The following is a 23,258-nucleotide window of genomic DNA, read 5'->3' as shown; positions in this document are numbered from 1 at the left end:
CGTCCTCGCCGCTCTGCAGATAGCGATTGTAATACTTGCGGAACGTCTGCGAGCAGGTCCCGTGGTGCCGGTAGAAGTCGCCGACCCGCTTGAACAGCGGCGATCGGCCAGCCTTCACCGCCTCATACTCCCAAATCAGAAAACGCCACTTCTGCAGATAGTTGCGTTCAACCGTTCGGTCATAGCTGTTGTCTCGCATCGGATCGTTCCTCCGCTGGAGCGATCCAATCAGCGAATTATTGAACATGCACAATTGCGAGCGCAGCGAAGCAATCCAGAATCCCTCCGCGAAGACAACCTGGATTTGCTTCGCTGCGCTCGCAATGACGATGTTGCTCAAGCTGTGCTCATAGTCACAGCGCCTGGCAACTATGGCCGCCCCGTTTGCAACCTCAACGCTGTTCGTTCGCGTGCCCTCAACTCCGGTTTGCCCAATAAGGATCACGCAGCTTGCGCTTGAAGATCTTTCCGGTCGCCTCACGGGGCAGCGCGTCCAGGAATTGGACCTCCTTCGGCACCTTGAAATTGGCCAATCGCTCGCGCAGAAAAGCCTGCACGCCCGCGGCCGTGAGCTGCGCACCGGGCTCCGGCTCGATGCAGGCGCACAGCCGCTCGCCAAATTCGGCGTCGGGAATGCCGAACACGGCGCAGTCGCGCACCCCTTGCATTGCGATCAGCACGTTCTCGATCTCGGCGGGATAGATGTTGACGCCGCCCGAGATCACCATGTCGCGCTTGCGGTCGCACAGGAACAGATAGCCGTCTTCGTCGAGATAGCCGACGTCGCCGACGCTGACCAGGCCGTCGCGTCCGGCTTCGGCGCGGGCCTGCGCCTTGCCGTGATAGTCGAAGTCCGGCACCGCCGTTTGGCGCATGTAGATCTCGCCGACCTCATTGACGTCGCAAAGGCTGCCGTCATCGCGAAAAATCTTGACGATGCCGCCTTCGATGGCGCGGCCCACCGTGCCGGGCTTCCTCAGCGCCTCCTCGGCCGAGTGCCACACCGGGATGCCGGTCTCGGTCGAGCCGAAATATTCGTTGATGACCGGTCCCCACCAATCGATCATGGCGCGCTTGACCTCGGGCGGGCAGGGCGCGGCGCCATGCACGACGAAGCGCAGCGACGACAGGTCGTAGTGCTGCCTGACGGCCTCGGACAGGCGCAACAGGCGGACGAACATGGTCGGCACCATGTGGATATGCGTCACCCGGTGGCGCTCGATCAGCGCCAGCAACTCCTCGGCGTCGAACCGCGCCTGCAGCACGATGGTGCAGCCGTTGCGGAAGGCCATCATGCCGTAGGAATGCGGCGCGGAGTGATACATTGGCCCGTTGATCAGCACGACCTGGTCCTCGCGCGGCTTGATGCCGTAGGCGATCGCGCCGACGCGCTCGGAGGCGGCCGCCTGTTCCGGCTGCATCGGCATGCGCCGCACGCCCTTCGGCATGCCCGTGGTCCCCGACGTGTAGATCATCGCCGCGGCACGGCGCGGCGGCTCCTGCATTTCCGGATGACTGTTGCGCCAGCGGTCCCAATCGGTCAGTCCGGCCGGGACCTCGGTCAGCTCATGGGGAATGGCGAAGGTCGTCGCCAGCTCGGGCGGCGTCGCGACGACGAGCAGGCGGACATCTTCCGGAATGCCGCCACGAATTTGCGGCAGCAGGTCGGCGTGGCAGACCAGGATCTTCGCAGCGCTATCCGTCAGGATATAGCGGACCTCCCCGGCTTTCAGGTGCCAGTTGATCGGCACCACGGGGCTGCCGAGCGCGGCCGAGGCCGCGACCACCTCGAACAGGGCGAAATCGTTGCGCAGCATCATGGCGACTGGCGCGCCTTCGGCAAGGCCGAGGGTGCGCAGCCCGCTTGCCGCGCGTCTGATGCGCGCCTGGATCTCGTCGTAGCCGATCTGGCGCTCACCGCTGATGATCATTGTGTGTCCTCGAGTCTAGCGATCGTCCAGCACGTCACCGAACCCCACCCAGCTCTTGCCGTTGAAGCGCCGGAGCTGAAGCTGCTGGAACGGCAGATAGTCGTCGGAGCCGGTCGAAACTGCCATGCCCGGCAGCAGCAGCGGCAGCTTCACCTCCTTCAGCGAGGCCGCCTGGCGCATGATGTTGTCGCGGCTGAAATCATCCTTGCACGCCTTCAGCACGGTCATCAGCAGTGTCGCATAGTGGTAGCCGGCTGCGTAGTTGGAATTGGAGAGATCCGCGTTCGGCATGTAGTGCTTCATGAAGGCGAAATATTCCTTCACACCGGGATCGTTGGCCCATTGCGGGTCCATCGTGTCCTTCTGGTTGCTCGACGAGATCAGGCCGACGGCGTTGTCGAGCCCGGCGGGCTCCAGGAACGAGATCGACGAGGCCGAGGTCGGCACGAAGAACAGCTCGGGCTTCCAGCCGATCTCGGCCACGCCCTTGATCATCTGCGAGGTGAACTTGCCGAGCACGACGCCGAACAGCACGTCGGCGCCCGACGCCTTCAGGGTCGAGAGCTGCGAGCTGATCGTCGGCGCGCTGGTCTCATAGGTCTGCTCCGCAACGATCATGCTGGCGGCCTTGGCGCCGAGCGCGCGTTTGAAGCCCGCGACATAGTCGCGGCCGAAATCATCGTTCTGGGACAGGATGGCGATCTTGGCGTCGGGCTTGGTCCGCAGCACGTGCTTGCCATAGACCACGCCCTCGGACTCGTAGGCGGCCATGCCGGGCATGGTCCACGGATATTTCTGCGGATCGGCCCATTTCGTCGCGCCCGAGAGCACGAACAGCTGCGGGACTTTCTTGCCGTTGAGATAGCGCTGCACGGCGCTGTTGGTGGCGGTGCCGAGCGAGCCGAACATCATCAGCACTTCGTCCTGTTCCACCAGCTTGCGGGTCTGCTCGACTGTTTTTGGCGGCGAGTAGGCATCGTCCAGCGTGATGAACTTGACCTTGCGGCCGTTGATGCCGCCCTCGGCATTGACCTTCTCGAAGAAGGCCTCCTGCGTCCGCCCGATCGCGCCGAAGCCGGAGGCCGGGCCGCTATAGGGCAGGGTTTGTCCGATGCGGATCTCGCCGCTGCCTTCGGCATGGGCGCCGCCGCTGGCGAGCGCCAGCAGGGACAGGCCGATCAATGCGGCTGCCAGCTTCATGATGTCCTCCCTTTTTTTCTTGCCCGGTCCGAGACGTCAGGCGCTCACGCGCATCAGGAAATCCTGACCGGCCTGATCGAATTCACTCTTCATGCGGTCGACGAGCTCCGCGACGGGAGGGACATCGGTGATCTGTCCGATGCCCTGGCCCGATCCCCAGATGTCGCGCCACGCTTTCGATTTCATGTTGCCGCCGGAGCCAAAGTTCATCTTCGATTTGTCGGCGACCGGGAGATTGCCCGGGTCGAGGCCGGCGGCGGCGATCGAAGGGCCGAGATAGTTGCCGTGCACGCCGGTGAACAGGTTGGTGTAGACGATGTCGTGCGCGGCATGCTGCGTCAGCGCCGACTTGTAGGCTTCGTCGGCATTGGCTTCCCTCGTGGCGATGAAGCGCGTGCCCATATAGGCGAGGTCGGCGCCCAGCGTCAGCGCGGAGGCGATGCCAAAGCCGTCGCTGATCGCGCCCGACAGCAGGATCGCGCCGTCGAACCATTGCTTGACCTCGCGGACCAGCGCGAAGGGCGACAGCGTGCCGGCATGTCCGCCGGCACCGGCGCAGACCAGGATCAGGCCGTCGACGCCCTGCTCGGCGGCTTTGCGCGCATGCTTGACGTTGATGACGTCGTGGAACACCAGCCCGCCATAGGAGTGCGCGGCCTCGACGATCTTCGCCGGCGGCCGTAGCGAGGTGATGATGATGGGCGCCTTATGCTTGACGCAGGTCTCCATGTCCTTCATCAGCCGGTCGTTGGAGGTATGACAGATCTGGTTGACGGCGTAGGGCGCGACCTTCTTGCCGGGATTGCGCGATCTGTATTCGCCGAGCTCGTCCTCGATGCGGCTCAGCCATTCGTCGAGCTTCTCGGCCGGACGGGCATTGAGCGCGGGAAAGGACCCGACCACGCCCGCCTTGCACTGGGCGATCACCAGCTCCGGCCCGGAGACGATGAAGAGGGGCGAGCCGACGACGGGCAGCTCGAGCGAATCCTTCAAGAGAGTGGGCAGCGCCATCATGTCCTCCTGAAACGCGGCACCGCCGGCGGGCGGATGACGAGGCGTTTCCATGTTGATTGTCGCGCGGGCGGATTGGCGCCCGTGTTGCGGATTTGAGTCCATTATAAGGTTGGACGGCGCGGCCCGGCCGTTCAATAATGAACGGACCATCATTTAGATATGAACAAGGCTGCCGATGGACTGGGACCTTTGCAAGACCTTCGTTGCGGTCGCCGATACCGGCAGCTTCACCGCCGCCGCCCGCCGGCTGCACACCAGCCATCCCACCGTCAGCCGCAACATCGCGGCGCTGGAAGCCCAGCTCGGCACCCGATTGGTGGCGCGCGCCGCCGACGGCCTGGCGCTGACCGCGGATGGAAGGACGTTGCGCGAGCACGCCGAGGCAATGGCTGCGGCGGCGCTACGGGCCGAGACCGCGGTCGCGGCGAAAGGACACAAGGCGCGCGGTATCGTCAAGCTGTCGATCGGCGCGACGCTGGCCTCTCATTGGCTGATGCCGCGCTTGCCTGCCTTCCTGCGTGCGCACGATCATATCCAGCTCGAGATCATCACCCATCCGTTTCCGGCAAGCGTGCGCCGGCGTGAGGCGGACGTGGTATTGCGGCCCGTCGACAGCGGCGAGGAAAACCTGGTTGGCCGCAAGATCGGCCGTCTCGGCACGGGATTCTATGCCTCCCGCGATTATGCCGCCGGGCGGTCACTGCCTGAACGGCGCGGCGAGTGGAAAGGGCACAGCGTCATCGGTTTCGCCGACCAGGCGTCCAATGCGCAGCTCGCGCGCTGGAGCGACGTCGTCACGCGGCAGGCGAGGGTGGTGATGCGCTGCTCCTCCCAGGGGGACATGCTGGCGGCGGTCCGCGCCGGGATCGGAATCTCGGCACTGTCGTGCTTCGTCGCCGAAGCCTATTCCGATCTCGTGCGCGTCGCCCCGCAGAAGCTCGCCAGCGTCGCGGATCTGTGGCTGCTGGCCCATCCCGACCTCGTCGAGCTCCCGGCGGTGCGCGCCGTGGTCGATTTCGTCGCCGAATGCGCCCGGGCCGACCGCGCGCGGCTGCGGGGCTAGCCCGCCCCCGCGAGCACGCCCTCGCGTTTCTTCACCGCGCGGTAATAGCTCCACCACAGATGCGCCGCCGCGCCGCGCAGTGGACGCCAGGGTTCGGCGAGCGGCGCCATTTGCTTCTCCGTCGGCCGCGCCTTGAGGCCGAGCCCGATCTTGATGCCCTCCTGCACCGCGAGGTCGCCGGCCGGCCAGGCATCGCCGTGGCCGAGGCAGAACAGCAGGTAGACGTCCGCGGTCCACGGCCCGATGCCGGGCAGCGCGATCAGCGTGTGATGCGCGGCATCGGCATCTTCTTCTGCAAGCACGTCCAGGTTCAACCGCTGCGCGGTGATCTCGCGGGCGAGATGCTTGAGGGTCTTGATCTTGGCGGCGGAGAGGCCGAGCCGTCCCAGCCGGTCGGTGCGCGCGCGGCGCACGGCGTCATGGTCGAACGGATCGAACGCCGCCGACAGCCGTCCCCAGATCGCCGCGGCACTCGCGGTCGAGAGCTGCTGCCCGCAGACGATGTGCGCCAGCCCCGTAAAACCCGGCTCGCGCCGCCGCAGCGCCGGCATGCCCGCGATCTCGAGCACGGGTTTAAGGCGCGGATCGCGCTTGATCAGCGCGTGAACGGCGTCTTCGAGATCGGACTGGGTTTCGAGGTGAATGGTCATTCTTATGGGATCATTGTTATGGGACTCGTCATGGCCGGGCTTGACCCGGCCATCCATCTCCTATCGTAACAGAGTCATGGAGGATGGAGTGCCGGGTCAAGCCCGGCAATGACGGATACACCGAGAACTCATGCCACCCGTTTTCCGATTTGCCCCGAGCCCGAACGGCTTCCTGCATCTCGGCCACGCCTATTCTGCGCTGCTCAATTTCGATCGCGCGCGAGAGACCGGCGGGCGGCTGCTGTTGCGGATCGAGGACATCGACGCGACGCGCTGCCGGCCGGAATACGAGACGGCGATCTACGAGGATCTCGCCTGGCTCGGAATTGCCTGGGAGAGGCCGGTGCGCCGGCAGTCCGAACATCCCGCCGATTATCGCGCCGCCCTGGAAAAGCTCTCTGCGCTCGGTCTCGTCTATCCCGCCTTCGAAAGCCGGGCCGAGATCGCAAAGCTTGTGGCCGCGCGCGAGGCCGATGGGCCATGGCCGCGCGATCCGGACGGCGCACCGCTTTATCCGGGCGACGCCAAATCACTGTCGGCTGACGAGCGCTCGCAGCTGATCGCCTCGGGCGCGCCTTACGCGCTGCGTCTCGACATGGCGGCCGCCTGCCGCGGCGCCGCCGGCCTGAGTTGGAACGAGCTCGGCGAGGGGCCCGATGGCGAGCGCGGCAGCGTCCCGGCGCGGCCCGAGGTGTGGGGCGACGTGATCCTGGCCCGCAAGGAGACGCCGACCAGCTATCATCTGTCGGTGATCGTCGACGACGCACTCCAGGGCGTCAGTGAGATCGTGCGGGGCCAGGACCTGTTTCATGCCACATCGGTGCACCGTTTGTTACAGGTCCTGCTCGGCCTGCCCGAACCCACCTATCGCCATCACCGGTTGATTCGCGACGAGGCAGGCCGGAAGTTGTCGAAGTCGAGCCGCTCGACCGGTCTGCGCGCCTTGCGTGCGGCCGGCATCGCGCCTGCCCGTGTCCGCCAGCTGGTGGGATTAGATTAAGTTTCTCTGGGGGTTAGCTAAACGTCGCCGTGACTCCGGGGGTTCCTCCATGCCATGCTTGGCCAGTGCGGGGTTCGAAGAGGGTACTTCGAAGGGGATTCATGGCGGCGAAAATGCGTCCAGCGCGCACAACGCGGACGTCCAGGCGGCTGCCTCGGAAGCCCGGGGCGGCCGCCCGGTTGCGCAAGCGCAGCACCAAGGCGGTCGGGCCGGACGTGGTCCAGGCGGCGCTGGCCGCCTTTGCTCATGAGGTCCGCACCCCCCTGACTGGTATTCTGGCGATCAGCGACCTGCTCGCGACCTCCGATCTCGGCGAACGGGAGCGGCGCTGGGCCGATACGATCAAGGCCGGTGCCGAGCATCTGGCGAGCCTCGCCACGCTGTTCGTGGATGCCGCCAAAACGGGCAAGGGGGCGGGAAAGGGCGGCGGCGCGCTGCGGCAGGACCTGTTCGACCTCAGGACGCTTGCCCGCAGCGCCGGCGATTCGCTGGCCGGCCGCGCCGCGGCCAAAGGTCTCCGGGCCGAGGTCGGGATCTCCGAAAAGCTCCCTGGACTTGTGGTCGGTGATCCCGTCCGCCTGCGCGCCGCGCTCGAGAACCTGATCGACAATGCCGTGAAATTCACCGACCAGGGCGGCGTGGCGCTCGCAGTCGAGCCGTGGCGTCCGGCCAAAGGTCAAGCGAAGGGCAAGGGCAGGGTCGGCGTCGCCTTTGCGGTCTCCGACAGCGGCATCGGCCTCACCATGGCCGAGATCAAGCGGCTGTTCCGTCCGTTCACCCAGGCCAATGTCACCATCGCCTCACGCTTCGGCGGTGCCGGCCTGGGGCTCTCCTCGGTCAAGCAATTGGCCCGCGCGATGGGCGGCGATATCACCGTGGCACCGCGCCGCGGCGGCGGCGCCACCTTCACGTTGACGGTGTCGCTGGATGCTGCGGGGTCAGGCAAGACTCGCAAGGCGAAGGACGGCAGCGAGCCCGAAGCGGTCGCCGCCCTTCGCGTGCTCAGCGTCGAGGACAATCCATTCGGCCGCGTCGTGCTCAACACCATCCTGACCGAGCTTGGCCATCATGCCGAGTTCATCGGGCGCGGCGAGGATGCGGTCGGCCGGCTGGAGCAGGGCGCGTTCGACGCGGTGCTGATGGACATGGTCCTGCCGGGCATCGACGGCATCGAGGCCATCAAGCGGATTCGCGCGCTGCCGACGCCGCTGGCTCAGATTCCGATCATCGGCGTGTCCGGCCGCGGCGAGGACGAGGCAGCCTCGCGCCAGGCCGGTGCCGATGCCTTCCTAGTCAAGCCTGTGTCTCCGCGGGCTTTAGCGACTGCGCTGCTTGAAGCGACACGCCGTGAGGAAGCCGCGACTTGATGATCGCAGCGTTGAGTTCGCCGCCGTAAACGAAGATCGCGGCGATGAAATACAGGAACACCAGCGCGATGATCACCGAGGCGAGGCCCGCATACATCGTGACGTAGTTGTTGGCGAAGCGCGCCAGATACTGTCCGAAGACGACGCCGGAAACCAGCGACGCCACCACTGTGAAGATGATGCCCGGCACGATCTGGAGGAAGCTGCGCCGTCCCGCCGGCAGCCAGGCGTGCAGGATGAACAGCGCCACCACCAGCGCGCTGATGGTGATGCCGTAGCGTAGCCAGGTGAGAATGCTTTCGTTCGATTCGACGAACAGGGGAATGTGGCGCCGCGCGGCCTCGATGATCAGCGGACCGAGCACGATCAGGAATGCCATGGCGAGGGCCGTGAAGGCCGCAATCAGCGTATAGGCGATCGATTCCAGCCGCAGCCAATACCAGCGCCGCATCTCCACCACTGCATAGGCGCGGTTGAGCGCGACCCGGAGCGCCTCGACGCCGTTGGAGGCGAAATAGACCGACAGCGCCGCGCCGATGGTCAGGATGCCGGTGCGCGTGGTGGTCAGCACGTCATGCACCTCTCCGGAGATCGAATCGGCGACCTGCTTGGGCCAGACCTGAAGCATCAAGCCGGCGGCTTGGTCGGCGAGTTCCTTGGAGCCGAAGAAGCCGGCGAGCGAGGTCAGCACGATCAGGAACGGGAATAGCGCCATCAGCGTCGACAGCGCGATGTGGCTAGCGATCGCCCAACCATCATCGGCGAGGAACGTGTAGAACGCGTCCATCACCACGACGTAGATGTAGCGGATCGCTTTCACCGCTTGCTCCAGCTTCGCCTCTCCCCGCGCGCGAGGAGGGGCCGACGCAAGCCGAGCGATGCGCAGCATCGTTCGGCGGCGGGTGAGGGGGACTCTCCGCGGGGACGAAGAGAGAGGGACGCGCGGAGAATCCCCCTCACCCGGAATCCGCGCTGCGCGCGCATTCCGGCCTCTTCCCGCACGCGGGGAGAGGCGAAGAGAACGGGGCGCTCGCGCAAATCGGAAATCATCGAACCAGCTTCTGATATTATTGGCTCAAAAGCCAGATCGCGAACGCCATGGCGGACCGGCGCACACGGTGTTATCTACCCCCAATGGCATCTCTCCTCAGTACTTTCATCCTGCCGGCGGCAGCGGGCGCCGTGGCGCTGGTGCTGCTGCTCGGACTCGTCAACATGATGCGCGGTGGTTCGCCCAACACCTCGCAGAAGCTGATGCGCTGGCGCGTGCTGCTTCAGTTCGTGGCGATCATCATCGCGATGCTCGCGGTCTGGGCGATGGGGCGATAGGGCATGATCCGAAACCCGAAGGGCCGCGTTTGCGAAAAGTGCGAAGCGGTTTTCCGACAAGGTCATGCCCTAAACCAAGGAGACCAGCATGGTGGTGCTGAACCGCATCTACACGAAGACCGGTGACGACGGCACGACGGCGCTCGGAACCGGCGAGCGGCGTCCGAAATACGATCTGCGCATCGAGGCCTATGGCACCGTCGACGAGACCAATGCGGCCATCGGCGTGGTCAGGCTTCACACGCGGGACATGCCCCAGTTCGATGCGATGCTTGGCCGCATCCAGAATGATCTGTTCGATCTCGGCGCGGATCTCGCCGTGCCCGAACGGGAGGGCAAAGCCGAGCGGCTGCGGGTAGTGGTGGGTCAGGTCGAGCGGCTCGAGCGCGACATTGACGCGCTCAACGACAAGCTCGCGCCGCTGACCTCCTTCGTGCTTCCCGGCGGCACGCCGGCCGCTGCCTATCTGCATGTGGCGCGCACGATATGCCGCAGGGCGGAACGCGTGATCGTGGAACTGGCGGCTCGGCCTGGCGAGCCGGTCAGCGCGGCTGGCATCCAATATATGAACCGCCTGTCCGACTTCCTGTTCGTGGCCAGCCGGGCCGTTAATGGCAATGGCGCCGGCGATGTGCTCTGGGTTCCGGGCCAGAACCGCTGACCCATCGCGGTCCGCAATTCAGAAGGCCAAAATTAGAGCCGTTCGCGCGTTGACCGGGGCAGATCAGGCCTTTAGGTTCCGCGCCAGTTGATAACCCCCCTCCTAAATTGAGTGAAAGAGGATCGATGAAGGTCTTAGTGCCGGTAAAGCGGGTGGTCGATTACAACGTCAAGGTCCGCGTCAAGGGCGATGGGTCGGGCGTTGAACTCGCCAACGTCAAGATGTCCATGAACCCGTTCGATGAAATCGCGGTCGAGGAAGCGTTGCGCCTGAAGGAAGCCGGCAAGGCCACCGAGGTCGTGGTGGTCTCCATTGGACCGGCGCAAGCGTCTGAGACGATCCGCACTGGTCTCGCCATGGGCGCCGATCGCGGCATCCTGGTCAAGGCCGAGGGCACCGTCGAGCCGCTCGCCGTCGCCAAGATCCTGAAGAAGGTTGCCGAAGAGGAGCAGCCTGGCCTCATCATCCTCGGCAAGCAGGCGATCGACGATGACAGCAACCAGACCGGCCAGATGCTGGCCGCGCTGCTCGGCTGGTCGCAGGCGACCTTCGCTTCCAAGCTCGAGGTCGAAGGCTCTGATTTCAAGGTCACGCGCGAAGTCGATGGCGGCCTGCAGACTGTGAAGCTGAAGGGACCGGCGATCGTCACCACCGATCTCCGCCTCAACGAGCCGCGCTACGCTTCGCTGCCCAACATCATGAAGGCGAAGAAGAAGCCGATCGCGGAGAAGACCGTCACCGATTACGGCGTCGACGTCGCCGCGCGTCTCGAGGTTCTCAAGACGGCTGAGCCGGCCGGCCGCAAGGCAGGCGTCAAGGTCAAGGACGTCGCCGAGCTGGTGTCGAAACTCAAGAACGAAGCCGGGGTGCTCTGATGACGACGCTTCTGATTGCCGAACACGACAATGCGTCGCTGAAGGATGCGACCAACAAGGCCCTGACCGCGGCTGCCGCGCTCGGTGCGGATGTCGAGGTGCTGGTCGCCGGAAAGAACGCCAAGGCCGCGGCGGATGCCGCTGCCAAGCTCGCCGGCGTGAAGAAGGTTCTGCTCGCCGATGGCGACGTCTACGCGCACGACCTCGCCGAGCCGCTGGCCGCACTGGTCGTGTCGCTGGCGTCCGGCTATGACGCGATCGTCGCGCCGGCGACCTCGCGCTTCAAGAACGTGATGCCCCGCGTCGCCGCCCTGCTCGACGTCATGCAGGTCTCGGAGATCATCAAGGTGGTCGCGCCCGATACATTCGAGCGCCCGATCTACGCCGGCAACGCCATCCAGACGGTGAAGTCGAAGGACGCCAAGAAAGTCATCACGGTGCGGACCTCGACCTTCGCCGCAGCTGGCGAAGGTGGCAGCGCGCCGGTCGAGAACGTGGCGGCGGCCGCTGATCCGGGTCTGTCGACTTTCGTCGGCGAGGAGGTCGCCAAGAGCGACCGTCCCGAGCTGACCTCCGCGAAGATCATCGTCTCCGGCGGCCGCGCCATGCAGAGCCGCGAGAACTTCGCCAAATACATCGAGCCGCTCGCCGACAAGCTGGGCGCCGGCGTCGGTGCCTCGCGCGCCGCGGTCGATGCGGGCTATGCGCCGAACGATTGGCAGGTCGGCCAGACCGGCAAGGTCGTGGCGCCCGAGCTCTACGTCGCGGTCGGCATTTCCGGCGCTATCCAGCATCTGGCCGGCATGAAGGACTCCAAGGTGATCGTTGCGATCAACAAGGACGAGGATGCGCCGATCTTCCAGGTCGCCGATTACGGCCTGGTCGCCGACCTCTACCAGGCGGTTCCGGAGCTCACGGCCGAACTCGCCAAGCTCGGCAAGTAAAGCCGTACAAAACACCGGCCGGGAGGTATAAACTCCGGCCGGTGTTTCATTTTTGACGCGTTTTCTTTGGCGTGGGGCACGCCTTCGAAGCGATCCAATCTAGGTTTCGAGCCAAGGTTCTGATTAAATCAGGCTTCTGGTCAAATCAGACCTCCCGGCTCAGGGGATAGGCAGGGCGCGACATGCGCGCCGTTCCGGTGGATGACATTATGGCGGCAGTGATCAAGAAGGTCGGCGTGATCGGCGCGGGTCAGATGGGCAATGGCATCGCGCATGTCGCGGCGCTCGCCGGCTTCGACGTGGTGCTCAACGACGTTTCGGCCGACCGCCTCAAGTCGGGCATGGCCACCATCAACGGCAATCTGGCGCGCCAGGTCTCCAAGAAAGCCGTCACCGAGGACGACAAGGCGAAGGCGATGGCGCGCATCACGCCGGCCGAGAAGCTGGACGATCTCGCCGATTGCGACCTCGTGATCGAGACCGCTGTCGAGAAGGAAGAGGTCAAGCGCAAGATCTTCCACGAACTCTGCGCCGTCTTGAAGCCGGAGGCGATCGTCGCCTCCGATACGTCCTCGATCTCGATCACACGGCTCGCCGCCGCCACCGATCGCCCGGAGCGCTTCATCGGCATTCACTTCATGAATCCGGTGCCGCTGATGGAGCTGGTCGAGCTGATCCGCGGCATCGCCACTGATGATGCGACCTTCGACACGGCCAAGGAATTCGTGGCCCGGCTCGGCAAGCAGGTCGCCGTGTCGGAGGATTTCCCGGCCTTCATCGTCAACCGCATCCTGCTGCCGATGATCAACGAGGCGATCTACACGCTGTATGAAGGCGTCGGCAATGTCGAGGCGATCGATGCGGCAATGAAGCTCGGCGCGCATCATCCGATGGGCCCGCTCGAGCTTGCCGATTTCATCGGCCTCGATACCTGCCTCTCCATCATGCAGGTGCTGCACGAGGGGCTGGCCGATTCCAAGTACCGCCCGTGCCCGCTACTGGTGAAATACGTCGAGGCCGGTTGGCTCGGCCGCAAGACCCAGCGCGGCTTCTACGACTATCGCGGCGCCAAGCCGATTCCGACGCGGTAAGACAGTCCTGTGCCCCGGACGCAGCGCAGAGCGCTGCCGAGACGGCGCACAGAAGCCACGTGCACGGGGCCCCGGCTCTGAGGCGCGTCACTTCGTGCCGCACCTCGTCCGGGACACCAAACCTTTCCCACTCACCTCTCGTTAACGCCTCGCGCCTAGGTTACGGCCGGTACGAGGGCTCGCGTCATGGATATGATGGCAATGGTCAGCACCATGCTGGCCGCTCAGCAAGGCGCGCTGCAGTCGAATATTGCGGCGACGCTGACCAAGCAGAACATGGATATGGAGAAATCCACCGTTCTGACGCTGCTCGGTGCCGGTCAGCCATCGCTCGCCAATGTCGGCCCTGGCGTCGGCGGCAATCTCAACGTGACGGCTTAAAGCGACGCGGCGGCCTTGCCGGTCGCCGCCCGGATTAGCTTGAGCGCGTCCTCGCTTGCCCATTCCGCCGGTCCCGCGATCGTCGCGATCTCGCACCCCTGGGGGTCGACCAGCACCGAGGTCGGCATGCCCAGCGCCCGGCCTATGGCCTTAAGATCCTGAAAAACCTTTGCTTTCTGGTCGTTGAAATAGCCGAGCCGGGTCAGATTGGCTTCTTTCAGGAACGCCCTGGGCTTCTCGGGGTCGCGGGTGTCGATGTTGATCGCCACGACCTCGAAATTCGGGCCCGACAGCTTGCCCTGGAGCTCGTCCAGCGCCGGCATTTCCTTCCGGCACGGCACGCACCAGGTCGCCCAGAGGTTCACCAGCAGCGTCTTGCCGCGGAAGTCGGACAGTTTTTTCGGCTTGCCGTCCGCGTCCTCGAAGACAAGGTCGGGCAGCTTCAACGGGGCGCTCGCCATGGTCAGCGCCGCCACCTCGCCATGGGCGAGCGGGGCAATCTTCTGCGCTGTGGCCACCGCCGTTCGGCAAGCGGGATCGCCAGATGGTGCGCGGTTGAGGCGGAGCCCGTACAGCGCGGCGAAGCCAGCCAGTCCGCCAATCGCCACGGTGGCGATGACGAGGGGGATGCGGCGCGTGGCGGAGGGCTTCTGGTCGAGCATATCGTTTGTCATCCGGTCGCAGATATGGCTATCAGGGGCCTCTTAATACGGCTGGCTGCGGCCAGCAAACGTGCGGCAAATCAAGGCGTGAGCAGGGGATCATGAGCAACAAGATGTGGGGCGGCCGGTTCTCGGAACGTCCCGACGAGATCATGGAAGAGATCAACGTCTCCATCGACGTCGATCGTCACCTCTTCGCCCAGGACATTGCCGCGTCCAAGGCCCACGCCGCGATGCTGGCCAACCAAGGCATCATCACGGCTTCTGATGCGAAAAATATCGGCAAGGGTCTAGACACGATTTTGTCAGAGATCGGCAAGGGCGGCTTCGAATTCAAGCGCGCGCTCGAGGACATCCATATGAATGTCGAGAGCCGCCTGTCGGAGCTGATCGGCCCCGCCGCCGGTCGCTTGCACACCGCGCGCTCGCGCAACGACCAGGTCGCGACCGACTTCCGTCTGTTCGTCCGCGATGTGATCGACGAGACCGATGCCGCGCTTGCCGCGTTCCAGCAGGCGCTGGTGCAGCGCGCGCTGGAGCACGCCGGCACGGTGATGCCCGGCTTCACGCATCTGCAGACGGCGCAGCCTGTCACCTTTGGCCACCATCTGCTCGCCTATGTCGAGATGGCCGCGCGCGACCGCGGCCGCTTCAGGGACGCGCGCCAGCGGCTGAATGAATCCCCGCTCGGCGCGGCCGCGCTCGCCGGCACCTCGTTCCCGATCGACCGCCACGCCACCGCGAAGGCGCTCGGCTTCGACCGGCCGATGGCGAACTCGCTCGATGCGGTCTCCGATCGCGACTTCGTGCTGGAGACGCTGTCGGCGGCCTCGATCTGCGCCGTGCACATGTCGCGCTTTGCCGAGGAGATCGTGATCTGGACTTCGCCGCTGGTCGGCCTTGTCAGGCTCAGCGACAAGTTCACCACGGGATCCTCGATCATGCCGCAGAAGCGCAATCCGGATGCCGCCGAGCTGGTGCGCGCCAAGACCGGCCGCGTCATCGGCGCGCTCAACGGGCTGCTGATCGTCATGAAGGGCCTGCCGCTCGCCTATCAAAAGGACATGCAGGAGGACAAGCAGGGCGCCATGGAGGGTTTTGCCGCGCTGTCGCTCGCGATCCGGGCCATGACCGGCATGGTCCGCGACCTCGTCCCTGACCAAGCCAAAATGAAGGCGGCCGCTGGCGAGGGTTACGCAACGGCGACTGATCTTGCCGATTGGCTGGTGCGGACCCTGAAGATGCCGTTCCGCGAGGCCCATCACGTGACTGGCCGGATCGTGGCGAAAGCCGCGGAGGGCGGCGTGGCGCTGCACGAGCTGCCGCTCAAGGAGATGCAGGCCATCGAGCCAAAAATCACCAAGGAGGTGCTCGGCGTGCTCTCGGTCGAATCGTCCGTGAAGAGCCGCACCAGTTTTGGCGGCACCGCGCCGAAGAACGTGGCGTCCCAGGCCAAAGCCTGGGCGAAGCGGCTGGAAAAAGAGCGAAAATTGGGCTGAGGGCAAAATTTCGCTTATGTTTCATGATCATCCGGCTCTCGCCAGAACGCGCCAATCTCTGTATGGTGCGCCGCGCGTAGTGGGGATTTCGTCGTGACGTCAAAGTTTCGCCCGGCCAGTTCGGGGTGGACCATCATTGTCTTGAGCCTGACGGCGCTTGCGCTGGCCGGCTGCGGCCGCAAGGGTCCGCTGGATCTGCCGCCGACCGCCTCCAACGCGTCCACGACCAGCGGTGCCGCACCTGTAGATACCGAGGCCGAAACTCAGCGGACGCCGAGCGTGTTCAACCCGACCTACGGTGCGGATGCCGCGCCCGCGGCGGCGAAGGGCAAGAAGAAACCGTTTATTCTCGACCCGCTCCTGGACGAACCTCCCGCCAAGAAATAAGCCGGGACAACCGAGCCTGCGCCATGAACCATTTCGAATATCGCAACGGCGTGCTGCACGCCGAGGCGGTGAACCTGTCCGAGCTGGCCGCGACCGTCGGCACGCCGTTCTATTGCTATTCGACCGCGACGCTCGAGCGGCACTACCGCGTCTTCACCGACGCCTTCGCCGGCGAGAAGGTGCTGGTCTGCTACGCCATGAAGGCGAACTCCAACCAGTCGGTGCTGCGCACGCTGGCCAAGCTAGGGGCCGGCGCCGACGTGGTCTCGGGCGGCGAGTTGAAGCGCGCGCTGGCCGCAGGCATTCCCGCAAGCAAGATCGTGTTCTCCGGCGTCGGCAAGACCGAGGCCGAGCTGCGTGCTGCGCTCGCCGCCGACATCCTCTGTCTCAACGTCGAATCCGAGCCGGAGCTCGAGCTGCTGTCGCGCCTTGCGACCGAGATGGGCAAGACCGCGCGGATCTCCTTGCGCGTCAATCCCGACGTCGATGCCGGCACGCATGCAAAAATCTCCACCGGCAAGTCCGAGAACAAGTTCGGCATCCCGATCGTGCATGCCCGCGAGGTCTATGCGCGCGCTGCGAAGCTGCCCGGTATCGAAGTGACCGGCACCGACGTACATATCGGCAGCCAGATCACCGACCTCTCCGGCATGGAGACCGCGTTTCGCATCCTCTCCGAATTCGTGCAGACGCTGCGCAGCGACGGCCATGACATCTCCCACGTCGATTTCGGCGGCGGCCTCGGCATTCCCTATTACATGGACCGCGAGGCGCCGCCGGCGCCGGCCGCCTATGCCGCCATGGTCAAGCGCGTCAGCCACAATCTCGGCTGCACGCTGATGTTCGAGCCGGGCCGCATGATCGTCGGCAATGCCGGCATCCTGGTCGCCAAGGTGATCTATGTGAAGCACGGCGACGGCAAGAACTTCGTCATCATCGACGCCGCCATGAACGATCTGATCCGCCCGACGCTGTACGAGGCCCATCACGACATCCTGCCGGTGACGCAGCCCGCCTCGGGCGCCGCCACCATCATGGCCGACGTCGTCGGCCCGGTCTGCGAGACCGGCGACTATCTCGCCCTCGACCGCACGCTGCCGACGCCAAAGCCCGGCGATCTGCTCGCCATCATGACCGCAGGCGCCTATGGCGCGGTGCAGGCCGGCACCTACAACACCCGGCCGCTGGTGCCGGAGGTGCTGGTGAAGGGCGACCAATACGCCGTGGTGCGCCCGCGCGTCGAGGTCGAGCAACTCATCGCGATGGATAAGCCGGCGCCGTGGCTGTGAGTGTTTAGGCGCGGCGCTATGTCTTCCGCCCGACCACCACGCCCGCCTTCTCCTCGATCGGCTTGATTGCCGCGGTGAAATCGGACTCGGCGCCTTCCGCGCTGATCACGGTCTCCCATAACCGTCCGACCGCATCCGCCACCTCCATCGACAGGCCAAGCTGCTTCATCTCCGCCAGCGCCAGCCGCACGTCCTTCACCATCAGTCCGGTGGCGAAGCCGAAATCGAAGGTGCGCGGCAGCACCGAGCGCGGGAACTTGTCGCGGCTCGCCGTGTTCATGCCCGAGCCGGCATTGATGACGTCGATCATCACGGCGGGATCGAGCCCGGCCTTGACGCCCATCACCACGGCTTCCGACGTTGCCACGATCGCGGTGGCCGACAGGAAATTGTTGGCGAGCTTCATGGTCTGGGCCGCGCCGGGCTTCTCGCCGATGAAGAACACCTTTCCGATCACGTCGAGCGCCGGCTTGAGCAGCTCGAACTCGGCTTTCGGGCCCGACACCATCACTGCCAGCGTGCCCTTCTCGGCGCCGCCGACTCCGCCGGAGACGGGACAGTCGATCTGCACGATGTCGCGTTTGGCGAGGAGGCCGTGAATCTTCACGGCCATCGCCGAGCCGACCGTGGAGAGATCGATGAAACGTTTGGCGCGCTTGCCCTCGATCACGCCGTTCGCTCCCGTTGCGACCTCGAGCGAAGCCTGCAGCGAAGGCAGGCTCGCCATGACGGTCTCGACTTGATCGGCGACGTCCTTCGGTGACGCCGCCGCAATTGCGCCGCGCGCCACCAGCTTGTCCATGACCTCCTTGCGCGTGTCGAATACCACGAGCCCGTGTCCCGCCTCGATCAGCCGCCGCGCCATCGGAAAACCCATGTTTCCGAGGCCGATGAATCCGATGTCCATGGTGTTTCCTTGTGGTTGTTATTCGTTGCTGTCGTGAAAATCCGCGCTCCATCCCCCGTGTCGTCCCGGACAAGCGCGCCTCAAGCGCGCGCTGATCCGGGACGACGATGAGGAGGAACGTTGCGCCCCTCACTCACACGCCGCCTCACGCCTTCCCATCGATCTCGGCGAACACCTCGCGCGCGATGCGGAAACTGTCGACCGCGGCGGGCATGCCGCCATAGATCGCGACCTGCATCAGGATCTCGCGGATCTCTTCGCGGCTGACGCCGTTGGTGAGTGCACCCTTGAGATGCGCGCGAAACTCGTGCTGGCGGTTGAGGATCGCGATCATGGCAATGTTGAGCATGCTTCGGGTCTTGCGCGGCAGCTCCTCGCGGCCCCACACCGCGCCCCAGCAATATTCGTTGAGCATCTCCTGGAACGGACGGTTGAAATCGTCGACGTTCTTCAGGGCGTTGTTGACATAGGCCTCGCCCAGCACCGCTTTGCGGACTTCCAGGCCCTTGTCGTGCATCTTCTTGTCCATGGCGTTTCCTTTGTTCCAACAGGGATGGCGCGCGGAAATTACGGGGTTGCACCGGGCCAGTCACGTCCTCGTGTTATGCGGGAAAAGGAGGCTCCTCCGTACCGGAACGGATGCCTCAGTGCTGCCGTTGTGATAGGCTCTTCTCTACCGGGCAACCTGGAGAGTTGATTGAACGGCGTCACCCCCGGCCCGTCAGGCCCGATCCGCAACAGTGACGCGCTGTCGCGGCTGAAGCTGGCGCAGGCCCTTGATCGGGCTACTTATGCCATCGCGTGGGAGCGTGCCTGGCCCAATGTGGCGCGCCTTCTGACCGTCGCCGGCTTGTTCCTGGTGGTGTCCTGGGCTGGTCTCTGGCTCGCCGTGCCGTTCGTTGCCCGGGCCATCGGCCTTGCCCTCTTCGCTGCGATTGCAGTCGTCGCCCTGTTCCCGCTGATTCGCTTCCGCTGGCCGAGCCGCGAGGAAGCGCTCGCCCGGCTCGACCGTGGCTCCGGCATCCGTCACCGCCCGGCCACCACGCTCACGGACACGTTGACCTCGCAGGACCCGGTCGCGCAGGCGCTGTGGCAGGCGCAGCGCGAGCGTACGCTCGCCTCCATCAAGCGCATCCGCGCCGGTCTGCCGCACCCGCGGCTCGCGCTTCACGACCCCTGGGCGCTGCGTGCCCTTGTCATGGTGATGCTGGTTGCGACCTTCTTCGCCGCAGGTGACGAGCGTGCGATGCGGCTCGGCGCTGCCTTCGACTGGAACGGGGTGCTGGCGCCGACCAATGTTCGCGTCGACGCCTGGGTCACGCCGCCGCTCTACACCGGTAAGCCGCCGGTCATCCTGTCGGCCGCCAACAAGGAGGCTGCGGCCTTGCCCGCCGGCGGCCCGCTTTCCGTTCCCGCCGGCTCGACCCTGATCGTGCGCTCTTCCGGTGGCAGTCTGGATGTCGTCGTCTCCGGCGGACTCAAGGAAGTCGCCCCAACTGAAGCCAGCCCCAAGGGGACCAACGAAAAGCACTTTGCCATTTCCGGCGACGGCACCGCGCGTGTCCGCGCGCCTTCCGGCCAGCCGCAATGGGCGTTTGCGGCCACGCCGGACCGTCCGCCGACGATCGCGCTCGCCAAGGACCCGGAGCGCCAGGCGCGCGGCGCGCTCCAGCTCTCCTACAAGCTTGAGGACGATTACGGCGTCACCGGCGCCGAGGCGAAATTTGCCCCGCGGTCGACCGATGCCAAGGACGGTACAAAGGACGGTACAAAGGACGGTACAAAGGACGGCACGAAGGACGGGACGAAGGCTGCTGCCGGCGATGGTGACACCAGGGCGGCTCCGCGGCCTCTGTTCCAGCCACCGCAATTCCCGCTCGCGCTGCCGAATGCGCGGACCCGCAACGGCATCGGACAGTCGGTGAAGGATCTCAGCGAGGATCCCTATGCCGGCGCCGAGGTCACGCTGACCCTCACGGCCAAGGACGAGGCCGGCAACGAGGCCGCAAGCGAACCGTTCAACATGCGCCTGCCCGAACGGCTCTTCACCAAGCCGCTGGCACGTGCACTGATCGAGCAGCGCCGCATTCTCGCGCTCGATGCGAACAAGAATTCCGACGTGTATGCCGCGCTCGACGCGCTGATGATCGCGCCCGAAATGTTCACGCCGGAGCCCGGACAATATCTCGGCCTGCACAACGTGGCCCGACAGCTCGAGGCCGCGCGCACCGATGATGCCCTGCGCGAGGTCGTGGCAAGCCTGTGGGCGCTTGCGGTGACGATCGAGGACGGCAAGATCTCCGACGTCGAGAAGGCGTTGCGCGCGGCTCAGGACGCGCTGAAGCAGGCGCTGGAGCGTGGCGCGAGCGACGAAGAAATCAAGAAGCTCACGCAGGATCTGCGTCAGGCGCTGAACGATTTCATGCGCCAGCTCGCCGAGCAGTTCCGCAACAACAATGACCCGCAGCAGCTGGCGCGGCCGCTCGACCCGAACACCAAGGTCCTGCGCCAGCAGGATCTGCAGAACATGATCGACCGCATGGAGCGCCTGTCGCGCTCCGGCGACAAGGATGCGGCCAAGCAGTTGCTCGACCAGCTCCAGCAGATGTTGGAAGGTCTCCAGATGGCGCAGCCGGGGCAGTCCGGCGAGAGCGACATGGAGCAGGCGCTGAACGAGCTCGGCGACATGATCCGCAAGCAGCAGCAATTGCGCGACAGGACCTTCAAGCAGGGCCAGGATTCCCGGCGCGACCGCTCGCGCGGCAAGCAGGGCGATCAGTCCATGTCGGAGCTGCAGCAGGACCAGCAGGGGCTGCGCGACCGCCTGAAGAAGCTGCAGGACGAGCTTGCCAAGCGCGGCCTCATGCAGAAGGGAGAAAAGGGGCAGAAGGGCCAACAGGGACAGAAGGGCCAGCAAGGGGATCAGGGCCAGCCCGGCCAGAACGGCGATCAGGACGGCGACCAGGGCGATGACGACGGCAGTCTGGATGCTGCCGACGGTGCCATGGGCGATGCGGGATCAAAGCTCGGCGAGGGCAATGCCGACGGCGCCGTGGACTCGCAGGGCAAGGCGCTCGATGCGATGCGCAAGGGTGCGCAGAAAATGGCCGAGGCGATGCAGCAGGGTGACGGTGACGGCCAGGGCGACGGACCCGGCCAACGCGCCGGCCGTCAGCAGAGCGGTGGCAACCAGACCGACCCGCTGGGCCGTCCGCTGCACGGGCGCGAATATGGTGACGATTACACGGTCAAGATTCCCGGCGAGATCGACACCCAGCGTGTCCGCCGCATTCTCGAAGAGCTCCGCCGTCGTCTCGGCGACCCCTCGCGCCCGCAGATCGAGCTCGACTACATCGAGCGGCTGCTGAAAGAGTTTTAACGTCACACTCGCTGTCATCGCCGGGCCCTGACCGGGCGATCCAGTATTCCAGAGACCGGCGTTGAAGAGCTCGCTCTTGGCACATCCGCCGCGGCGTACTGGATGCCCCGGTCCCGGCTTCGCCAAGGCTACGCCGGGGCCACAAGGGTGCTCGGCCGCCGAAGCTTTAGCGAAGGCGGCAAGCCGGGGCATGACAGGGGAGTGTGTAGCCGCTGCGCTAACCCTTCCTCGCTGCCAGCGCATCCGCCACGGCCGTGCGGATGTCGGCGACCGAGAAAGGCTTGGTCACGACGTCATGCACCAGCGCATTCAGGTTCGAGGCGCGCTCGCGCTGGTCGGCAAAGCCGGTCATCAGCAGAATGGTCAGATCAGGGAAATCGCGCGCGGCCGAGAGAGCCAGCGCGATGCCATCCATGACCGGCATCTGGATGTCGGTGAGCAACAGGTCGAAGGCGCCGTCCTCGCGGGTCAGGATCTCCAGCGCCTCGGCGCCGTCCTGGGCGGTGACGGTCTCATGGCCGTCCATGGCGATGGCGCGCGCCACGAGCGTGCGCATCGAATCCTCGTCGTCGGCGATCAAGATTTTCGGCATGAGACCAACCTTGGGATCAATCTCCCCTGTGGGGTCGATTATACGCTGCCGCCGGCGATGTCGCGCCGGTTGAAGAAACGAACGTCGATATTGCGGCCCTCAGGCGGCGGCGAGGCAAGGCGCGAGCGGAAGAAGGCGCGCTCGCCGGGCCGCAGCACGGTCTGTTCCAGCACCGTGTTCCAGGCGTAGATCTCCGCGCCTTGCGCGTCGCGCACGGCAAAGCGCAGCCGCGGGATGTCGAGCGGCTTCTTGCCCTCGCCCACGATCACGCCCTCGATCACCAGCACCTGCTTACCGTCCACGGTCTCGCTGGAGAGCTTGACGTCCTTGAAGGCGAGGCCCCGCAGGTTCACCTCGAGCCCGACCATCTTGTAGAACGCCGCCGTCTGGGGCAGCAGCCGCACCACGTCGCCGCGCCAGATCACCAGTGCCAGGACCAGCGCGCCCATCGCGGCGCAGGCGGTCGGGAGGCCAAAATAGGATTTGCGCGGAGCCGTGGTGGCGACCGCGCGGCTCACCCGCGCCCCGCGGCGGCGGAACAGGCCGCGGAACCAGGACTGGTGCTGTGCACCGGCGGCCTCCTCCTCGGCCTGCCGGGCCGCCGCTGACCATTCGTCCTCGGTTTCGCGGGCCTCCTGGTCCGGCCAGTCGCTGGCGATTGAGGGACTGTCGACGACAGGCGCATCAATGGTGCCGTCGTCCTTGGCATAGGAGTTCCATTGCTCGGCGAGGTCGGACTGGTCGTCGGCCCGGCTGGCCGCGGCGATCGCGGGAACGGACGCCTCCTCGATGGCATCCTCGGCATGCGCGATCCAGGTCTCCTTGCAGCGGGAGCAGCGGACCGCTCGTCCGTTCGCCCCAAGGCTCGCGAGCTTGATGGCGTAGGATGTCATACAATGGGGGCAGACGATATGCATGGACGAGCCTTGATGTATGAACGAAGGTCTTGGACTGGTCTTGACGATGCCGCGGCCGCGGAGAACCGGGCGCCCTTATGCTACAGGGCGACCGTTAACGAACCGGAAACCATAACGGCG

General features: G+C 65.5%; 24 protein-coding genes. 13 read left to right on the top strand and 11 right to left on the bottom strand.

The genetic code is table 11. The annotated features are described in order from the left end of the window. The 4 genes from EAV90_RS30700 to EAV90_RS30685 form a co-directional block, all read right to left on the bottom strand. Positions 1-445: hypothetical protein (locus tag EAV90_RS30700; protein WP_164937177.1), on the bottom strand; the 445-nt coding region annotated here is incomplete at its 3' end. Further along, positions 417-1,931, bottom strand: coding sequence for an acyl-CoA synthetase (locus tag EAV90_RS30695; RefSeq protein WP_122400768.1), 1,515 nt, complete (start codon positions 1,929-1,931; stop codon positions 417-419). The genes EAV90_RS30695 and EAV90_RS30700, both read right to left, overlap by 29 nt. Before the next feature lie 15 nt (positions 1,932-1,946). Further along, positions 1,947-3,131 (bottom strand): ABC transporter substrate-binding protein, encoded by a 1,185-nt coding sequence (locus EAV90_RS30690; RefSeq protein WP_122400769.1) that lies wholly within the window; start codon positions 3,129-3,131, stop codon positions 1,947-1,949. A gap of 36 nt (positions 3,132-3,167) precedes the next feature. After that, the gene (locus EAV90_RS30685; protein ID WP_129145577.1) at positions 3,168-4,142 is read right to left on the bottom strand and encodes an NAD(P)H-dependent flavin oxidoreductase; all 975 of its coding nucleotides are present in this window, start codon (positions 4,140-4,142) and stop codon (positions 3,168-3,170) included. Between the two features lie 178 nt (positions 4,143-4,320). On the opposite strand from EAV90_RS30685, the gene EAV90_RS30680 reads away from it, so the two are divergent. Then, the gene (locus EAV90_RS30680) at positions 4,321-5,208 is read left to right on the top strand and encodes a LysR family transcriptional regulator (RefSeq protein WP_122400770.1); all 888 of its coding nucleotides are present in this window, start codon (positions 4,321-4,323) and stop codon (positions 5,206-5,208) included. On the opposite strand, the gene EAV90_RS30675 is transcribed toward EAV90_RS30680, so the two are convergent. Beyond that, on the bottom strand, positions 5,205-5,858 hold the full coding sequence (locus EAV90_RS30675) for a DNA-3-methyladenine glycosylase family protein (RefSeq protein ID WP_122400771.1): 654 nt from the start codon (positions 5,856-5,858) through the stop codon (positions 5,205-5,207). The two genes, EAV90_RS30680 and EAV90_RS30675, sit on opposite strands and share 4 nt — an antisense overlap. A 130-nt stretch (positions 5,859-5,988) precedes the next feature. Here EAV90_RS30675 and gluQRS point away from each other — a divergent pair, with 130 nt between their 5' ends. Beyond that, a complete protein-coding gene (gene gluQRS, locus EAV90_RS30670) occupies positions 5,989-6,858 on the top strand; it encodes a tRNA glutamyl-Q(34) synthetase GluQRS (RefSeq protein WP_122400772.1) in 870 nt (289 codons plus the stop codon). A 101-nt stretch (positions 6,859-6,959) separates the two neighbouring features. Continuing rightward, a complete protein-coding gene (locus EAV90_RS30665; protein ID WP_122400773.1) occupies positions 6,960-8,225 on the top strand; it encodes an ATP-binding protein in 1,266 nt (421 codons plus the stop codon). On the opposite strand, the gene EAV90_RS30660 is transcribed toward EAV90_RS30665, so the two are convergent. Beyond that, positions 8,152-9,045, bottom strand: a complete 894-nt coding sequence (locus EAV90_RS30660; RefSeq protein ID WP_122406362.1) for a YihY/virulence factor BrkB family protein — start codon at positions 9,043-9,045, stop codon at positions 8,152-8,154. The genes EAV90_RS30665 and EAV90_RS30660 overlap by 74 nt on opposite strands. 314 nt (positions 9,046-9,359) lie before the next feature. Here EAV90_RS30660 and EAV90_RS30655 point away from each other — a divergent pair, with 314 nt between their 5' ends. The 6 genes from EAV90_RS30655 to EAV90_RS30630 all read left to right on the top strand — a co-directional run bounded on the left by EAV90_RS30655 (position 9,360) and on the right by EAV90_RS30630 (position 13,506). Continuing rightward, entirely contained in the window at positions 9,360-9,554 is a 195-nt protein-coding gene (locus tag EAV90_RS30655; protein ID WP_035711572.1) for a twin transmembrane helix small protein, read from the top strand. A gap of 88 nt (positions 9,555-9,642) precedes the next feature. Further along, the gene (locus EAV90_RS30650; protein ID WP_122400774.1) at positions 9,643-10,215 is read left to right on the top strand and encodes a cob(I)yrinic acid a,c-diamide adenosyltransferase; all 573 of its coding nucleotides are present in this window, start codon (positions 9,643-9,645) and stop codon (positions 10,213-10,215) included. A 125-nt stretch (positions 10,216-10,340) separates the two neighbouring features. Next, positions 10,341-11,090 carry an electron transfer flavoprotein subunit beta/FixA family protein gene (locus EAV90_RS30645; protein ID WP_122400775.1) on the top strand — a complete coding sequence of 250 codons (750 nt, stop codon included), beginning with the start codon at positions 10,341-10,343 and terminating at the stop codon, positions 11,088-11,090. Next, positions 11,090-12,034, top strand: a complete 945-nt coding sequence (locus tag EAV90_RS30640; protein ID WP_129145576.1) for an electron transfer flavoprotein subunit alpha/FixB family protein — start codon at positions 11,090-11,092, stop codon at positions 12,032-12,034. The genes EAV90_RS30645 and EAV90_RS30640 overlap by 1 nt, the downstream gene beginning before the upstream one ends. 209 nt (positions 12,035-12,243) lie before the next feature. Then, positions 12,244-13,125 carry a 3-hydroxybutyryl-CoA dehydrogenase gene (locus EAV90_RS30635; RefSeq protein WP_122400776.1) on the top strand — a complete coding sequence of 294 codons (882 nt, stop codon included), beginning with the start codon at positions 12,244-12,246 and terminating at the stop codon, positions 13,123-13,125. Between the two features lie 186 nt (positions 13,126-13,311). Continuing rightward, a complete protein-coding gene (locus EAV90_RS30630) occupies positions 13,312-13,506 on the top strand; it encodes a putative motility protein (protein WP_027562813.1) in 195 nt (64 codons plus the stop codon). Here EAV90_RS30630 and tlpA read toward each other — a convergent pair. Beyond that, entirely contained in the window at positions 13,503-14,168 is a 666-nt protein-coding gene (tlpA, locus tag EAV90_RS30625; RefSeq protein ID WP_122400777.1) for a thiol:disulfide interchange protein TlpA, read from the bottom strand. The genes EAV90_RS30630 and tlpA overlap by 4 nt on opposite strands. A 101-nt stretch (positions 14,169-14,269) precedes the next feature. On the opposite strand from tlpA, the gene argH reads away from it, so the two are divergent. From argH to lysA, 3 genes are all read left to right on the top strand, one after another. Further along, entirely contained in the window at positions 14,270-15,667 is a 1,398-nt protein-coding gene (gene argH, locus EAV90_RS30620; protein WP_122400778.1) for an argininosuccinate lyase, read from the top strand. Positions 15,668-15,760: 93 nt separating this feature from the next. After that, the gene (gene lptM, locus EAV90_RS30615; RefSeq protein WP_122400779.1) at positions 15,761-16,054 is read left to right on the top strand and encodes an LPS translocon maturation chaperone LptM; all 294 of its coding nucleotides are present in this window, start codon (positions 15,761-15,763) and stop codon (positions 16,052-16,054) included. A gap of 23 nt (positions 16,055-16,077) precedes the next feature. Beyond that, positions 16,078-17,343: a diaminopimelate decarboxylase gene (gene lysA / locus EAV90_RS30610; protein WP_122400780.1), complete on the top strand. Its 1,266-nt coding sequence runs from the start codon at positions 16,078-16,080 to the stop codon at positions 17,341-17,343. Positions 17,344-17,359: 16 nt separating this feature from the next. Here the strand turns inward: lysA and EAV90_RS30605 are convergent, their stop codons facing one another. Together EAV90_RS30605 and EAV90_RS30600 are read right to left on the bottom strand one after the other, a co-directional pair. Beyond that, the gene (locus tag EAV90_RS30605; RefSeq protein WP_122400781.1) at positions 17,360-18,250 is read right to left on the bottom strand and encodes an NAD(P)-dependent oxidoreductase; all 891 of its coding nucleotides are present in this window, start codon (positions 18,248-18,250) and stop codon (positions 17,360-17,362) included. A gap of 145 nt (positions 18,251-18,395) precedes the next feature. Further along, complete coding sequence (locus tag EAV90_RS30600) at positions 18,396-18,779, bottom strand: carboxymuconolactone decarboxylase family protein (protein ID WP_122400782.1); 384 nt, start codon at positions 18,777-18,779, stop codon at positions 18,396-18,398. A gap of 168 nt (positions 18,780-18,947) precedes the next feature. On the opposite strand from EAV90_RS30600, the gene EAV90_RS30595 reads away from it, so the two are divergent. Next, positions 18,948-21,629 (top strand): TIGR02302 family protein, encoded by a 2,682-nt coding sequence (locus EAV90_RS30595; RefSeq protein WP_122400783.1) that lies wholly within the window; start codon positions 18,948-18,950, stop codon positions 21,627-21,629. Positions 21,630-21,846: 217 nt separating this feature from the next. Here EAV90_RS30595 and EAV90_RS30590 read toward each other — a convergent pair whose 3' ends face one another. Together EAV90_RS30590 and EAV90_RS30585 are read right to left on the bottom strand one after the other, a co-directional pair. Then, complete coding sequence (locus tag EAV90_RS30590; RefSeq protein ID WP_100232458.1) at positions 21,847-22,221, bottom strand: response regulator; 375 nt, start codon at positions 22,219-22,221, stop codon at positions 21,847-21,849. 38 nt (positions 22,222-22,259) lie between these two features. After that, on the bottom strand, positions 22,260-23,138 hold the full coding sequence (locus EAV90_RS30585) for an MJ0042-type zinc finger domain-containing protein (RefSeq protein WP_162500099.1): 879 nt from the start codon (positions 23,136-23,138) through the stop codon (positions 22,260-22,262). Positions 23,139-23,258 lie beyond the last annotated feature (120 nt).

It is taken from the genome of Bradyrhizobium vignae, from assembly GCF_004114425.1.
Classification (GTDB): Bacteria; Pseudomonadota; Alphaproteobacteria; order Rhizobiales; family Xanthobacteraceae; genus Bradyrhizobium; species Bradyrhizobium vignae.
This window is presented reverse-complemented; position numbering and strand designations above follow the sequence as displayed.